Below are 14,729 nucleotides of genomic sequence, written 5' to 3'. Positions count from 1 at the left end.
GGGATAAGCGGAGGGACTACCAGGGGAGCCCGCGGATGTCGATCGGACGTCCGGACGGAAAGTTGTCGCCGAGGACCATCGCCGGGTGCGTGAACGACTCGATGGTCTCGCCGGTGTACACGTTCGTCATCGTCACTCCCGGCGCGACCTCGGCCCAGCCGGCGGCCTGGTAGAACCCTTGGACAGCAGGCGAACAGGTCAGCAAACCGTACGGTGCCGGCAGCACCGCATGCAGATGCTTCATCAGCTCCAGGCCAAGACCGCGCCCGCGGTACGCCGGATCGGTGCAAACATGGCCGATCCCGGCAACGTACACGTCGTCGTCGCCGACGCCGACCCGGCGGCGTTCGATACCGAGATGCGCGACCGGTACGCCGTCATCGCTCAGGATCAGCCGCCACTGTGGACGCGCCAGCCACCACGACTGCCGGCGGAAGTGCTCCGCCCGGTCCGGGAACGCCTTCGCCAGCAGCCTCCGGAGCTGGGCGTCCTGCCCATCGGAGAGCTCGGTCTCGGCAATCAGTCGACACGTCACGCGGCCGCTCCTTCGCACGTTGCCCATCCGGGCACATCGTCAACCTGGTTCCGGTACTGGGCGGAGTCCTTGGTGGGGCGGTAGCCGATGGTGTTGGCGGTCGACCATCGGCTCCCGGTGTTCGCCGAGACCCCAGGCACGATCGCGAACCGGGCGGGCGCCTCGAGCGCGCGGATGACCAACTGCTGCAGGTCTTCCGGCGCTAGCCACAGTTCGAGTGCCTGCCGCGCGGGCGGCGTCGGCGTACACGCCCCGAGCCGGAGGCAGATCGCGGTACCTCCGGTTTGGTACGAATGCGCCCGCGCCGCGACCTCGGCGAACGCTTTGGTCGCGCCGTAGCTACAGCACGGCGCGGCCGGCCGCTGCGCGTCGACGCCGCCGAGCCGGTACTGACCGACGGCGTGCACCGAGCTGGCCAGCACCACTCTGCTGCGCCCGGCAACGGCCAGAATGTTGGTCAGGGCAACGATGTTCGGTCGGTGCAGGCTCTCCCAGCCGGCGGCCGGCTGTGGGTTGCCGGCCAAATGCACTACTGCATCGACCCCGGTGGTCAGGCGACGGGCGGCCTCCAGGTCGCTCAGGTCACCGTCGGGCAGATCGACCGGCCGGACCTCGTAGCGGCGCTCGAGGGCCGGAAGTACCTGCCGTGCAACGGATCCCGCCGCACCGGTGACGAGAACCCGCACCGCAGCTCACCTCCAGGAAGAACAGATCCGATGCTGGCACATCGCTGGAATACGTGGCAAGCTGTTGCTGCACCGTTGCCAAAAGTTTCCGGAAACTGTAATCCTTCTGTCCGCCCCCTGCGGCCGGCCGCCCCGGCGCAGTGACAAGGAGAAGATCCTTCATGTTTCATCGAAAGCTTGTGCTACCGGCGATTGCCGGTGTCATCGCCCTCACCGGATCGTTGCTAGCGGCCCATAGCGCGACCGCCGACACCGGTGGACTGAAAGTGCAGGCGGGCGACAACCCGCCCGCCGGAGTGCAGCCGGTCGGTGCAGGTACCGGCTGGAACATCAAGTGGTGGGACGAGTTCAACGGTTCCGCGGTCGACTGGGGGACGAAGTGGAACGGCAACTCGAGCGCGCTTCCCGACGCGGGTCGCGGTAACAAGGGCAATCAGCAGCTCGAGTACAACCTGGACCGCAACTGCACCGAAGCGAACGGCGCGGTCACGATGACCGCGAAGCGCGAGCAGTACCAGGCGCCGTCCGGGACGACGTACGACTGGACGTCCTGCCTGCTCACGTCGACCGCGAGCGGCGGCGTCACGTTCAAGTACGGCTACATGGAGTCGCGGGCCAAACTCACCTACGATCTCCGCGACGCCCAAGGCGGCACGGTCGCTGACACCCGTGGCTTCTGGCCCGGGTTCTGGACCTGGCAGGCGTCGGGCGTTGACTCGTGGCAGGAAACGGACGTCTACGAGCAGTACAGCGACCGCCCGCGCCACCTGTACCTGACGTCGCACGCCGGCGCGAAGGGCGGCTGCGAGGTGGATCTAGGCTTCGATCCGGGCGCGGACTACCATGTGTACGGCGCGGACATCTCGGCCTCGGGGACGAAGTTCTACATCGATGGCACCCTGATCTGCAGCGTGGCCGGTGCCCCGACGGAGAACACGAACATCATCGAGGACCTGTACGTCTACTCGAAGCCCGGCTTCGACCCGAACCCGGCCACGATGTCGGCGAAGAAGTCGATCGACTACGTTCGCTTCTGGCAACGCTGAACCTGCAACACCCGGCAACACCCAGCACGAATCCCCTGAACGCCGGTGGTCCCCTCCCTACCACCGGCACGAGCGGCGGTCGGCAGCCCCCCTGCCGGCCGCCGTTCGCTCTTCCGAGTGGCTCAGGTCCGGCAGTAGACGCCGGTGAAGGCCCAGTTGGTGGTGACCGGGTCCCACATCTGCGTGCTGCCGCACATCTTCTCGCTGGGGCTGGCATGGACGTACAGCGTGAAGTGGACGTTCGTGTAGTCGTTCGCGATCGCGAACCGCCGGTTCGGGCCGGGCGGGATGCCCTGCGCGATGGTGCTTTCCATGGTCGTCGCCTGACCGTTGACGGTCCACGCGCGCGTCCAGTTCCCCTGGCAGCTGTTCGACCACCACATCTGTGAGTAGCCGATGGTGCGTCCGTCACTGGCCTTGACCGGTACGGCCGCGCCGACCGTCCAGTTGCCGGTGCAGTTCACCGGGTTCCCGCCGATGCCGTTGCCGCCGTCGGTCGCGTTGGCGGCCGGAACGTTGATCGCGAGCGTCAGTACGCCCACCGCGGCCGCGACATACTTCGCCAAGCTCCGCATACGTTGTCTCCTCGAGGTGTCGGTGCTTCCACGATCGGCGCCGGCCTCGGCGCGGCGGCGGCGTTGTGCGGACGCGATCCGGTCGTGCACAGCCTTACCTTTCGAGGCCACTTTTGTGGTACACCCCGCGTGGGGAGGGGCGATGGTGAACAGGATTCAGCGCTGGCTGGGGTGGATGCTGAAGGTGAACCGCGTGGCCGGACCGGACCCGGGTCTTCGGACCCGGACCGCGTTCGCGCGGGTGCTGCCGGACCAAGTGGTTCGGCCGGTCCATCCGTCCACGATTCAGCGCTGGGAGGCTGGTTCGCTGCGGGCGCCGCGTGGGGCGATCACGAGGTACGAGCGGTTGCTCGCCTTGCCGACCGGGACCCTGACGTCGATCTTCGATTTGCTCGAACAGCTGGGGCGTACGCCGCTGACCGTGCCGGCACGAAACACTGCTTTGCCGGCCGGCCGGATCAATCAACTGCTTGAGCTGGCCTGTTCCCCGGATGAGGTGATTTCCGGCGCGGAGTGGGACGAATTGACCGGGCTGCTCGACGCGCGGCCGATGGCGTTCTTGCCGCAACCGCTCTGGGAGGCGATCGCCGAACGGCTCCTGGTGGAGATGCTGATCGCGTGCGGTACGCCGTGGAACCTGCGCTACGCGGCGTTCAACCGTCTCGTCGTGCATCCCAGCGGCCAGGAGGCGGTCATCGACGTCTGCGCCGCCACCGCCGCGCTGCCCGATCATCAGGTCATGACGTCCACCGTGGCCGCGCTGGGCGCCAGCGATCACGCGTACGCCATCACCGTGCTGCTTCGTCAATTGGCCGAACCAACGAACGACAAGGCGTTGACCGGTGCGGTGATCGCGCTCGCGGCGGCGGCTGACCGAGGGCGTCTGGAGGCGTACGACCAGGCGCGGGCGGATGCCGCGCTGCAGGCGTTCCGTTCGCCCGCCCGGCCCTTCGTACGGCCAGACGATCGGCGTACGGCGATGGTGAACGGGATCGCCGCCCGGACAAGTGCGGTCGACGAATCCGGTACGGGCGAGCTGGACGTACTTTCCGAGTTGGTGGACGGACTGCTCTTCGATGCCGATTCCGAGATCCGCGTTGCGGCGGCCGCACTGCTCGCGGCGACGCCGTACAAGCGCTCGTTGGCCGCGGCGCTTCGGGCCGAGTTGATGAAACCGTCGACGCTGACCGGCGATCCGGAGTGGAGCAGCACGTTGCTGGCGGCGCTGCGGTACGTAGGCGGTGAGCCGGAGCTTCGTCTCGCCCAGCTGATGGTGACGGCCGACGGCCTACCCGCCGAGACGGTCCGGGTGGCTGCTTTCGCGATCGCACACCTGGATGGGAAAGCGCCGGACAGTTGGTGGAACCATGCGATCGAGAAGCACCTGCGGCAGGCGGCTCGGCGGGAGAGCGCCGAGATCCTCAGCGGCCTCGCCTACAGTGCCGGCATCACCGGGCACCTACCCACCCTGGAGCGCCTCCGCCTGGACGCGCGCGCACCCCACGAAGCTCAAACCGCGGCGAGTTGGTGGCTGAACCTCCCCAGCCAAATCACCGCCGGCGCCCAAACCTAGCGCCACCTGCCCCGCCGGCAGCACGCAGATCGTCGCCGGCGCCCGTTGGTTCAGCTCGGGGCGAGGCGCTTCAACGTGGTAGCGGCTGGTTCAGCCTGCGCTGCCCGGTATCCCGTGCCCGCCCAGAGGTGGATGAGAGTGGTGTCGTTCGCCGCGGTGGCTGCTTTGCGGAGCGGACTGGTGAGGTGATGAATAGCGGGATACCCGAGCGGCGCCGAGCCCTCGTAGCGATCGATGAAGTAGTTTCGCAGCCCGCGCGCCGGGCGGCCGGTGAACGCCTTGGTCAGCGCGGTTTCGCCGAATCGTGGATCGATCAGTGCGGCCTTGTGCGGTTCGGACGCGCCGCTTTCGTGCGTACGCAGGAGAGCGGTCCCGACCATCACCGTACGAGCGCCCGCATTGATCGCCGCCGCGCTGTCACCGGACGATGCGATTCCACCGGCCGCGATGATCGGCAACGCGACCACGTCCCGTACCGTGCTGATCAGGTCCGGCAGGCCAACCGCTTCCTGCACCTGCTCGGGAGTGAAGGTCGCGGAGTGACCACCGGCCGCGGGTGCCTGCACGATCAGCAGATCCGCGCCGAGCTCGGCCGCCGCGACCGCCTCGCCAGGCGTGGTCACGGTCTGCGCGACGACGCTGCCGACGGTCTGGAGCGCCCGGACGGCGTCGGCGTCCGGCAGGCCGAAGGTGAACGACACCACCGGTACGCGTGCCTCCAGGAGCAACTCGAGTTTCGCGTTCCAGGCATCGTCGTCGGTGTTCCTGGGCTCATCGCCGAGCGCGATCCCGTACCGATCGGCTTCAGGCTGCAGCACGCGGGCGTACGCCAGGTAGTCCAGCTGCTTGATCGCGATCGGATTCGGCGCGAACAGATTCACGCCGTACGCCACGCCGCTCGCCCTGACTTCGGTGAGCTGCGCCGCGAGCGCGTCCGGCGTCTTGTACCCACCGGCCAGGAACCCCAGCCCGCCGGCCCGAGCCGCCGCTATGACCAAGCCAACCGTGCTCGGCCCACCGGCCATCGGCGCTGCCCACACCGGCAAATCAGTAGCCAACTCGCGGGTCATCACACAAACGACGCTAGTCCGCCCACCCCGGAAAGTCTCACCGCGGCAGCGTGACGGTCACCACCAACCCGCCGCCGTCGCGCGAATCGGCCCGCGCGTCACCCCCGTGCGCCCGAGCGACCGCCCGCACTATCGACAACCCGAGCCCGGCACCCGCGGCACCGCTGGACGGCCGCGACGGACCAAGCCGCCGGAACGGTTCGAACAAACTCGGGACCTCGTACGGCGGCACCACCGGCCCGGAGTTGCTGACGACAATCACCCCGCCACCGTCCGGACCGGGGCGACTGCTGACCCGGACCCAGCCACCATCGGCGACGTTGTAACGCACGGCGTTCTCGACCAGGTTCTGCACAAGCCGTTCGAGCAGTACCGGATTGCCACTCACCGGCGCCTCGTTCGCGTCGACCTTGACGGTGACCTCACCGGCCGGCAACTGACCGGCGACATGATCGACGATGTCGGCCAGATCGACGTACGAGCGCTCCATCAACTCGTTCTCGGACCGGGCGAGCAGCAGCAAACCGTTGATCAGCTGCTCATGGCGGGCGTTGATCGCGAGCAAGGTCGTCGAGAGGTGCCGTACCTCGGGCGCGACCTCGTCGGCGTCGGTGGCGACTTCGAGCAAGGTGCGATTCAGGGTCAGCGGCGTACGCAGCTCGTGGGACGCGTTGGCGATGAATCGGCGCTGCCCCTCGAACGAGTGGTCAAGGCGTTCCAGCATCACGTCGAACGTGTCGGCCAGCCGTTTGACCTCGTCGGCCGGCCCGTCCAGCGCGATCCGTTCGTGCAGTTCGCGGTCGGCCGCGGGCGCGTCCGCGATCCGTCGCGCGGTCTCGGTGATGCGCTGCAGGGGACCGAGCGTCCGCCCGGCGAGTACCCAGCCGGAGGCGCCGGCGACCGCGACGACCACGACGAGCGCGATGGCGCCCTGAGTGACCAGCCGGTTGAGTACGGCGCGCTGCGCGTTGTCCGCGACCTGGAAGTCCATCGACGGCGGCGGCGTACGCACCGTGCCGGGCTGCGACGGTGCAGTCGGGGTGTGGCCCGCGCTGGTGAAGTCCTGACTGGGCGGTTGCCGGTCGAGCAGCACGTACGTGATGCCCAGGATCGCCGCGCCCGAGGCGAGCAGCAGGCCGCCACAGATCAGCGTGAACCGGGCCCGGATGGTGAGCTGCGGTCGCCTCATGCGATCCGGTACCCGACGCCGGGATCGGTCTGCACCACCGGCGGGTCGCCGAGTTTGCGCCGGAGCTTGAGGATCGTCATCCGGACGGCGTGACTGAACGGGTCGGCGTTCTCGTCCCATGCCTTCTCCATCAGGTATTCGGCCGAGACCGCGGCGCCGTCCGCCCGGAGCAGTTCGGCGAGGACGGCGAACTCCTTGCGGGACAGCGGCACGTACCGGCCGTTGCGGTAGACCTCGCGGTGATGCAGGTCGAGCCGGATGCCGGCGCGCTGCAGCACCGGCGGGGTGGCCGGCCGGGACCGCCGGCCGAGTGCGGCGACCCGGGCGGCCAGCTCCGGGAAAGCGAACGGTTTCGGCAGGTAGTCGTCCGCGCCGAGCGTGAGCCCGGCGACCCGGTCGTCGACATCGGCGGCCGCGGTCAGCATCAGCACCCGCGCCGGTGAGTCGGTGGCCTGGATCGCGCGGCACACCTCGTCGCCGGGTACGACCGGCAGGTCGCGGTCGAGCACCACGACGTCGTAGTCGTGGACGCCGACGTTCTCCAGCGCGGTCCCGCCGTCGTACGCGACGTCGACGGCGTGCGCGTGCCGCCGCAGCCCGGCCGCGATCGTGTCGGCGAGCAGTTCTTCGTCTTCGACCACCAGCACTCGCATGAGCCGAGTTTGACAGACGGTGACGTCACCTCGGCGTCAACTTTTTCGGAAATCACCAGGTGACGGCCGGAGCGGTGGACTGAGTTCCAGGATCGGCACCCGGCCGGTCACGGAAGGAGACGAAGATGCGGATCTGGACCGGATTGGCGGCGGTGACCGTGCTGGCCGTGGCGTTGAGCGGTTGTGGCGCGAAGGAGGAGACGCCGCAGGTGGCGAGCGCGGACGGTGCCTCACCGTCGGCCTCGGCCTCGGCTTCGGGCGGCGCGGGACCGGACGACAAGGCGCCGCTGCTGAAGTTCTCGCAGTGCATGCGGGCGAACGGCGTACCCGGGTATCCGGACCCGAAGGAAGGCGCCAACGGCGGGGTGGACCTGACCGTCCCGGAGGGTACCGACCCGAAGAAGGTCGAGGCCGCGACCGAGAAGTGCAAGTCGCATCTGCCGGGCCTCGGTGAGGTACGCAAACCGGACGCGGGTGCCATCGCGCAGCTGCGCAAGATCGCGCAGTGCATGCGGGACAACGGAATCACCAAGTTCCCGGACCCGGCCGCGGACGGGAAGCAGACGGACCCGACCAAGCTCGGGATCGACCCGTTGAGTGCCGAGTTCCAGGCGGCGCAGAGGAAGTGCCAGCCGGCCGGCTCGACGGCCGGGCCGCAGAATCAGAGCAACGGGTGAGCGGTGTGAAACGGCGCCGGCGAGGAGGCCGGGTCGCCGTGACAGCAGCCGTCGTCGTCGCGGTCGGCGCCGCCGGAGTCGCGGCGGCCGGGCTGGACTTCGGCGCCGGCGGAGACGAGCCGAAAGCGGCGGCGACGGTGCCGCCGACGACGGGCAAGATCACCCGCGGAACCATGGTCGACACCCAGACCGAGACCGGCGAGCTGGGCTACGGCGACGCCACCACGCTGGCCGGCCGGTTGTCCGGAACGCTGACCGCGCTGCCCTCTGTTGGTACGACCATCAGTCGCGGGGATGTACTCGGCCGGGTCGACAACGCCCCGATCATCCTTCTGTACGGGACGTTGCCGGCGTACCGCGCCTTGACGACGGGCCTGCGCGGGGTGGATGTCGAACAGTTCGAACGAAACCTGTACGCGTTGGGTTATCGGGGATTCACCGTGGACAACAAGTACACCGCGTCGACGGCAAAGGCGGTGAAGGCCTGGCAGCGCGACCTCGGACTTCCGCGTACGGGCGTGGTCGATCTTGGCCGGGTCGTGTACGTGGTCAGCCCGATCCGGGTCGCGGAGCAGAAGGCGCAATTGGGCGACGCGGTTCAGCCGGGGGCCGCGTTGTTCACGTACACGGGTACGTCGCGGATCGCCTTGGTCACGTTGGAAGGTGCCGACAAGCGGCTCGCGCGGGTCGGGACCGCGGTCCGCGTGACGTTGCCCGATGGGAAGCAGGTCGACGGGAAGGTCGTGTCAGTACAAGCTGCCGCCGCGGAAGCGGAGGAGAAGGCCGCGAAGACAGTTGTTGCCATCAGCATCGGTTCGCAGAAGACCGTGGCGAAGGTTGCCGACGACGCGTCGGTTGATGTCCGGTTCACCGTGTCCGAGCGGAAGAACGTACTGAGTGTGCCGGTCCTCGCGTTGCTTGCGGTTTCCGAGGGTGGTTACGGCGTTCAGGTCGTTGCCGACGGCACCAGCAAGGTCGTCGCGGTTCGTACCGGGATGTTCGCCGACGGGCGGGTCGAGATCGCCGGCGCCGGACTGGCCGCGGGCATGCAGGTGGGGATGCCGTCGTGATCGAGTTACAGGAGGTTGTGAAGACCTATCCCGGCGGTGTTTCGGCGCTGCGCGGGGTCAGCCTGTCGGTCGGGCCGGGCGAACTGGTCGCGATCGTCGGGCCGTCGGGTTCGGGCAAGTCGACCATGCTGCACCTGATCGGCACGCTGGACCGGCCGTCGGCGGGCGTGGTCCGGATCGGCGGTCATGACGTGTCGGCGTTGTCGGATCGGCAACTGTCGGCGTTGCGGAGCCGGCTGATCGGCTTTGTTTTCCAGCAGTTCCACCTCGGCGCCGGGCAATCAGCGCTCGACAGCGTTGCCGACGGCCTCCTGTACGCCGGGGTGCCGTTGAAGGAACGCCGGCGGCGCGCGGAGGCGGCGCTGGTCCGGGTCGGCCTGGGCGACCGGCTCGACCATTTCCCGGGCGAGCTGTCCGGCGGCGAACAGCAACGCGTCGCGGTCGCACGCGCGGTCGTCGGTGAGCCGGACCTCCTGCTCGCCGATGAACCAACCGGCAACCTGGATTCCGCTGCCGGCGCGGGCGTGATGAACCTCCTCCGCGAACTACACGCCGCCGGCACTACGGTCCTCATCGTCACCCACGACCGCGACCTGGCCGCCGCCCTACCCCGCCAAATCACAATGCGCGACGGAGAAGTAATGCCACCAGCTTCCGCGTCTTCGCCCGTGACGCATGACGGAGGAGCGGCGCCATCGGCCTCCGCGCCTTCGCCCGTGACGCACGACGGGGGAGTGGTGCCACCGGCTTCCGCGTCTTCGCCCGCGATGCCCGACGGGGGAGTGGTGCCATCGGCTCCTGCTGGGGTGCGGTCGAGGCGTGACGGGGGTGTGCTGTGATGGATCAGTTGACTCCCGCTCGGTTGCGGCCGCGGGACGTGTTGCGCGTTGGCGGAACAGGTCTTCGGACCCGCCCGTTGCGGGTGTTCCTGTCGGCGCTGGGGATCGCGATCGGGATCGCGGCGATGACTGCCGTGGTCGGCATCTCCTCGTCGAGCGGCGCCGACCTCGACCGGCAACTGGCCGCGCTCGGAACGAACCTGCTCACCGTCGAACCCGGCACCACCCTGACCGGCGAGGCAGCCACCTTGCCGGACGAGTCGGTCGCGATGATCAGCCGGATCGCACCGATCGAGCGGGTCGCCTCCACCGGCAAAGTCGCCGACGCTTTGGTATACCGAACCGACCAGGTACCCGCGGCCGAGAGCGGCGGCATCTCAGTCCGCGCCGCCGACCAGGACCTACTCGGTACGGTCGGCGCCGACCTCGCTTCCGGCAGCTGGCTGAACCCAGCCACCGCCCGGTATCCCGTTGTGGTGCTGGGATCAGCCGCGGCCTCCCAGCTCGGGATCGGCGCCGGCGGACAGGTATACCTCGGCGGCCGATGGTTCACCGTGATCGGAACCCTCGATCCGGTACCGCTCGCGCCCGAACTCGACACCGCCGCCCTGATCGGCAAACCGGCCGCCGTGACGTACCTGGAGTTCGACGGCCATCCCACCACCATCTACACCCGGTCGCACGATTCGTCGGTCGCCGCGGTCCGGGACGTACTCGCCGCCACCGCGAACCCGGAGGCGCCGAACGAGGTAGCCGTATCCCGTCCGTCGGACGCGCTCGCCGCCCGGCAGGCGACCAGCCGGGCGTTCACCGGCCTGATGCTCGGCCTCGGCGCGGTCGCGCTGGTCGTCGGCGGCGTCGGCGTCGCGAACACGATGGTGATCTCAGTGCTCGAACGCCGCGCCGAGATCGGCCTCCGCCGCGCACTCGGAGCAACCCGTGGGCAGATCCTCCAACAGTTCCTCGCCGAGGCCTTGCTGTTGTCGGCCCTGGGCGGCATCGGCGGCGTGGTTCTAGGCGTCGCCGTCACTACGGTGTACGCCGGCACGCAGTCATGGCCCGTCGTCGTACCGGTCTGGGCAACAGCCGGCGGCATCACCGCCACCATCCTGATCGGCGCCATCGCCGGCCTCTACCCAGCAGTCCGCGCCGGCCACACCCCACCAACCGAAGCCCTAACCACCTGACAGCCGTCGGGGCACGTGCGACGGTCACCGGCCGACGGCGCGCGCTGTAGGCTCGCGATCGTTGCTGGTCGTCGGGTGGCGAGTGGAGTATTGCCGTGGATGTCGTGCTGGCGATTGTGGTCGGGGTGCTGTTCGTGGTGACCGGCGGGGTGAAGGTCCTCGGCCTTCGCCAGAGCCTGGCGGTGCGTGACCACCTCGGCATCGCCCCACCACTCTGGCGCCTGATCGGCGTACTGGAACTCGCGGGCGCCGCGGGCGTACTGATCGGCCTCAAGATCACCGCCCTCGGCGTACTCGCCGCGATCGGCCTCACCCTGTTGATGCTCGGAGCAATCGCGTCCCGCGCGAAGGTACGAGACTCAGCACTGCTCATCACAGCAGATGTCGTAGTACTAGCACTCGTCGCAACCACCGCAATCACCCTCGTCCACTAGCACCCAGACCACGAACCACCGGCAGCAACCACCTGCACACGCGCCCTTAGCTGCATTGCGTGCCGGGCCGGCTGTTAACGTGAAGGCGGCGGAGACTGGCGACGGTGGCAGGGAAGGGCGGGTGGTGGTGGACCCACGGGCACAGCGGACGATCGAAGCGTTGCTCGACGCCGCGGAGAAGCTGTTCACCACGCGGGCCGTCGCGGACGTGACGGTCGAGGAGATCGCGGCCACTGCCGGAGTCGCGATCGGTTCGGTCTACAACCACTTCGGGTCGAAGGCCGGTCTGTACGCGGCACTGGTCGAGAAGGCGCTGGACGCCGACCGGAAGTTCATGGACCTCGCGTACGTGGAGGGCCGGGACCCGGTCGAGCAACTGCACGCCGCCGCGGAGGAGTACCTCGCGTTCTACCTGGCCAATCCCGAGTACTTCCGGATGCTGGCGTTTCCGGCCGAGCCGGGCAGCTACGCGGCCGGGCACGACCTGGCCGATCGGCTCGCGGATTCGGTCGACGAGCAGAACCAGCGGATGGTCGACGCGATCAAGCGCGGCATCAAGGCCGGGACCATCCGCACGGTGAACGCGGACGAGATGGCAACGGTCCTCTGGTCCGCCTGGAACGGCATCATCAGCCTCGCCTGGCGCCAGGACCGCCTGCAGCGCGACCCGAAGCAGCTCAAACGCCTGCTCCGCGCCGCCACCGACGCCTTCACCCACGGCCTGCTGAGCGACTGACCCGCACACCGCCGCTGGGCTTGGTCGCTAACCGCGGACATCTATTGCAATGATTGTAAGAAGCGTGCCGGCGTGTTACGTTCAACGAACCTGTTGCAATGCATGCAAGAGATTCGGTCGGCCGAGCACACCAGGAGTCGCGATGACGGACCTACTCGACGACTCGGTACTGCAACTCGAGCTCCCACAGGGGACGATCCGCTACCGCGACAGCGGCGGTGGCGGTCGCGGTGATGGCGACAGCGGCGGTCGCGGTGGCGGTGGTGGTCGCGGTGGTGGAGGTGACGATCGCGGTGATGGCGGTGGGGAGCCGATCGTTTTCCTGCACGGCGCGCTCTGTAACGGCGGGATCTGGCGTGGTGTCATCCCTGAGCTGGCTGGTGACTACCGATGCATCGCGCCTGATCTGCCCAAGGGATCGCACCTGTTCCCGATGCACGCCGACGCCGACCTGACGCCGCCGGGGATGGTCCGCCTCGTCGTCGACTTCCTCGACGCGCTCGGCCTGGACCGGGTCATTGTGGTCGGCAACGATTCCGGCGGGGCGATCGCGCAGATGCTCGCGGCCGCGTACCCGGACCGGATCGGCCGACTGATCCTGACGTCCTGCGACACCTTCGGCCAGTTCCCACCGCGGTACCTGAAGCCGTTGCACCCGCTGACATTCGTACCGGGCTTAGGGGCGTCGGTGGCGAGGCTCTGGTATACCAAACCGGTCCGGCGGTTGTTCTTCTGGTCGATCGTCAAGCACGGCCTCGCGCCCGACGTACTGGACTCTTATGTCGAGCCGCTTCGCGATCCGGGCGTCAGGCGTGACGTGGTGAAGTTCTTCCGCGGTACGGCGCCGAGGCACACCCGCCAGGCGGCGCGCCGACTCGCGACGTTCACGCGACCCACGTTGATCGCCTGGTCTGCCGACGACCTGTGGTTCCGCCGCAACAACGGCAAGCGCCTCGCCCGCACAATCCCCGGAGCCACCTTCACGCTGATCCCCGACGCCCGCACGTTCGTCCCCGAGGACCAGCCAACCGAACTGGCCCGCACAATCCACGCCTTCCTGACCGCGAACAGCACCTCTCATCCGGTGCAATGAGAGACAGCCGTTTGGGAACGCCGCACACCATCGAGCTTCCTTCGGGCCGGGTGCACTACCACGAACGTGGCCAGGGGCCGCCGATCGTCTTCGTCCACGGGTACCTCGTGAACGCCAACATCTGGCGCAAGGCGGCACCACTGCTGTCGGATCGCTTCCGGTGCATCATGCCGGACTGGCCGTTGGGATCGCACCTGACCCCCGTGAATCGGGACGCTGACCTCTCGCCGCCGGGGATCGCCAGGATGATCGCCGACTTCATCGAGGCGCTGGAGCTCCGCGACGTTGTCCTGTTCGGGAACGATTCGGGCGGCGCGTACAGCCAACTGGCCGCCGCGGCTCATCCCGAGCGGATCAGGAGGCTGGTACTCGCGTCGTGCGAGACGCCTGACTGCACCTGGCCACCGGCGCCGGGGGGATTCCCGTTGCTCAAGCGAACCGCTGCGCATCCGTTGACGTACCGCACGCTCTATCAGGTGCTGCGCGCGCCGACGGCGTGGCGCTGGCGAAACACGTACGGGTGGCTGGCGAAGTATCCGATCGACGACCTGACGATGCGTAGTTACGTCGACCCGGTCCTGCGCAGCGCGGCGATCCGGCATGACGGGCGCAAGGCGATCGGCTCGGTCGACGAACAGTTCACCCGGTCCGCCGCGACCATCCTGGCCACCACCTTCGGGAAGCCGATTGAGCTGATCTGGGCGTCTGCCGACCGGGTTTTCCCGCTGGCGAGCGCCCGGAGGTACGCCGACCGGCTTGGCGTGAGCGTACGCACGGTCGCCAATTCTTATACGTACCTCACCGAGGACCAGCCCGAGCTGACGGCTGCCCTCCTGGCCGAAGCGGTGAATCGATGACTGCACCCGAACTGATCGAAGCTGCGACCAGGTTCGTCGCCGAAGCGCAAAGGATGACCAATGAGCGTGATGCTGACGGTATCCGCCAGGTGTTCGCGCCGGACGCGCGGTGGGACGCGACGCTCGACGGGCTGATCATCCACGCCGACGGTATCGACGAGATCTGCCGCGGCTGGGCGACGATGTGCCGCTTCATGGCGAAACGCGGGCTGTACGTCGAGAAGACGCTGGTCGCCGTGGACGGGTCGACCATTGTGAACGAGTGGCGTGGCGTCATCGCCGGCCGCGCTGGTGCGCGCGGTATCGAGGTCTGGCGGCGCAACGGCCTGGGTCTCGTCACCGACCAGCGCCTGTACGGCTTCCTCGACGCCCGCCCCGATTCGAGCCTCGTTCAGAACCTACGGATGCTGGTAGCACACCCACGCACGGCACTCGCCTTCGCCGCGAGCCGCCACTGCTGAGCGTGACGCAGGCGCCACTGATCGTGACGCCGGGTGTCCTGAACTGGG

The 14,729-nt window shown here is 68.4% G+C and carries 17 protein-coding genes; 11 read left to right on the top strand and 6 right to left on the bottom strand.

What is annotated here, in order from left to right; all coding sequences use genetic code 11:
- Window positions 1-16 precede the first annotated feature (16 nt).
- Window positions 17-535, bottom strand: a complete 519-nt coding sequence (locus tag HDA44_RS16930) for a GNAT family N-acetyltransferase (protein ID WP_184835520.1) — start codon at window positions 533-535, stop codon at window positions 17-19.
- Window positions 532-1,221, bottom strand: a complete 690-nt coding sequence (locus tag HDA44_RS16925; protein WP_184835518.1) for an NAD-dependent epimerase/dehydratase family protein — start codon at window positions 1,219-1,221, stop codon at window positions 532-534. The genes HDA44_RS16930 and HDA44_RS16925 overlap by 4 nt, the downstream gene beginning before the upstream one ends.
- A 161-nt stretch (window positions 1,222-1,382) precedes the next feature.
- On the opposite strand from HDA44_RS16925, the gene HDA44_RS16920 reads away from it, so the two are divergent.
- A complete protein-coding gene (locus HDA44_RS16920) occupies window positions 1,383-2,267 on the top strand; it encodes a glycoside hydrolase family 16 protein (RefSeq protein ID WP_184835516.1) in 885 nt (294 codons plus the stop codon).
- Between the two features lie 122 nt (window positions 2,268-2,389).
- Here HDA44_RS16920 and HDA44_RS16915 read toward each other — a convergent pair whose 3' ends face one another.
- Window positions 2,390-2,842, bottom strand: coding sequence for a hypothetical protein (locus HDA44_RS16915; RefSeq protein WP_184835514.1), 453 nt, complete (start codon window positions 2,840-2,842; stop codon window positions 2,390-2,392).
- Between the two features lie 142 nt (window positions 2,843-2,984).
- Here HDA44_RS16915 and HDA44_RS16910 point away from each other — a divergent pair, with 142 nt between their 5' ends.
- Window positions 2,985-4,415, top strand: a complete 1,431-nt coding sequence (locus HDA44_RS16910; RefSeq protein WP_184835512.1) for a hypothetical protein — start codon at window positions 2,985-2,987, stop codon at window positions 4,413-4,415.
- Between the two features lie 50 nt (window positions 4,416-4,465).
- Here the strand turns inward: HDA44_RS16910 and HDA44_RS16905 are convergent, their stop codons facing one another.
- Genes HDA44_RS16905 through HDA44_RS16895 form a run of 3 tightly spaced genes read right to left on the bottom strand, consistent with a single transcriptional unit; the run spans window position 4,466 to window position 7,327 of the window.
- Complete coding sequence (locus HDA44_RS16905; protein WP_337906061.1) at window positions 4,466-5,488, bottom strand: nitronate monooxygenase; 1,023 nt, start codon at window positions 5,486-5,488, stop codon at window positions 4,466-4,468.
- 34 nt (window positions 5,489-5,522) lie between these two features.
- Window positions 5,523-6,674 carry a sensor histidine kinase gene (locus HDA44_RS16900; protein WP_184835502.1) on the bottom strand — a complete coding sequence of 384 codons (1,152 nt, stop codon included), beginning with the start codon at window positions 6,672-6,674 and terminating at the stop codon, window positions 5,523-5,525.
- Window positions 6,671-7,327 (bottom strand): response regulator transcription factor, encoded by a 657-nt coding sequence (locus tag HDA44_RS16895; RefSeq protein WP_184835500.1) that lies wholly within the window; start codon window positions 7,325-7,327, stop codon window positions 6,671-6,673. Before HDA44_RS16895 ends, HDA44_RS16900 begins: the two co-directional genes overlap by 4 nt.
- A 125-nt stretch (window positions 7,328-7,452) precedes the next feature.
- Between HDA44_RS16895 and HDA44_RS16890 the strand changes: the two genes are divergently transcribed.
- From HDA44_RS16890 to HDA44_RS16850, 9 genes are all read left to right on the top strand, one after another.
- Window positions 7,453-8,004 carry a hypothetical protein gene (locus HDA44_RS16890; protein ID WP_184835498.1) on the top strand — a complete coding sequence of 184 codons (552 nt, stop codon included), beginning with the start codon at window positions 7,453-7,455 and terminating at the stop codon, window positions 8,002-8,004.
- A 38-nt stretch (window positions 8,005-8,042) separates the two neighbouring features.
- On the top strand, window positions 8,043-9,074 hold the full coding sequence (locus HDA44_RS16885; protein WP_337906060.1) for a peptidoglycan-binding protein: 1,032 nt from the start codon (window positions 8,043-8,045) through the stop codon (window positions 9,072-9,074).
- Window positions 9,071-9,913: an ATP-binding cassette domain-containing protein gene (locus tag HDA44_RS16880; RefSeq protein ID WP_184835494.1), complete on the top strand. Its 843-nt coding sequence runs from the start codon at window positions 9,071-9,073 to the stop codon at window positions 9,911-9,913. Before HDA44_RS16885 ends, HDA44_RS16880 begins: the two co-directional genes overlap by 4 nt.
- Window positions 9,913-11,100, top strand: a complete 1,188-nt coding sequence (locus HDA44_RS16875) for an ABC transporter permease (RefSeq protein ID WP_184835492.1) — start codon at window positions 9,913-9,915, stop codon at window positions 11,098-11,100. Before HDA44_RS16880 ends, HDA44_RS16875 begins: the two co-directional genes overlap by 1 nt.
- A 95-nt stretch (window positions 11,101-11,195) precedes the next feature.
- The gene (locus tag HDA44_RS16870) at window positions 11,196-11,534 is read left to right on the top strand and encodes a DoxX family protein (protein WP_202887403.1); all 339 of its coding nucleotides are present in this window, start codon (window positions 11,196-11,198) and stop codon (window positions 11,532-11,534) included.
- Window positions 11,535-11,655: 121 nt separating this feature from the next.
- The gene (locus tag HDA44_RS16865; RefSeq protein ID WP_202887402.1) at window positions 11,656-12,270 is read left to right on the top strand and encodes a TetR family transcriptional regulator; all 615 of its coding nucleotides are present in this window, start codon (window positions 11,656-11,658) and stop codon (window positions 12,268-12,270) included.
- Window positions 12,271-12,412: 142 nt separating this feature from the next.
- On the top strand, window positions 12,413-13,363 hold the full coding sequence (locus HDA44_RS16860; RefSeq protein ID WP_184835490.1) for an alpha/beta fold hydrolase: 951 nt from the start codon (window positions 12,413-12,415) through the stop codon (window positions 13,361-13,363).
- Window positions 13,360-14,220: an alpha/beta fold hydrolase gene (locus HDA44_RS16855; protein ID WP_184835488.1), complete on the top strand. Its 861-nt coding sequence runs from the start codon at window positions 13,360-13,362 to the stop codon at window positions 14,218-14,220. Before HDA44_RS16860 ends, HDA44_RS16855 begins: the two co-directional genes overlap by 4 nt.
- On the top strand, window positions 14,217-14,681 hold the full coding sequence (locus tag HDA44_RS16850) for a nuclear transport factor 2 family protein (RefSeq protein WP_184835486.1): 465 nt from the start codon (window positions 14,217-14,219) through the stop codon (window positions 14,679-14,681). The genes HDA44_RS16855 and HDA44_RS16850 overlap by 4 nt, the downstream gene beginning before the upstream one ends.
- Window positions 14,682-14,729 lie beyond the last annotated feature (48 nt).

The organism is Kribbella solani, assembly GCF_014205295.1.
Lineage (GTDB): Bacteria > Actinomycetota > Actinomycetes > Propionibacteriales > Kribbellaceae > Kribbella > Kribbella solani.
The sequence above is the reverse complement of the archived record's forward strand: the minus strand, read 5'-3'. Positions and strand labels throughout refer to the sequence as shown.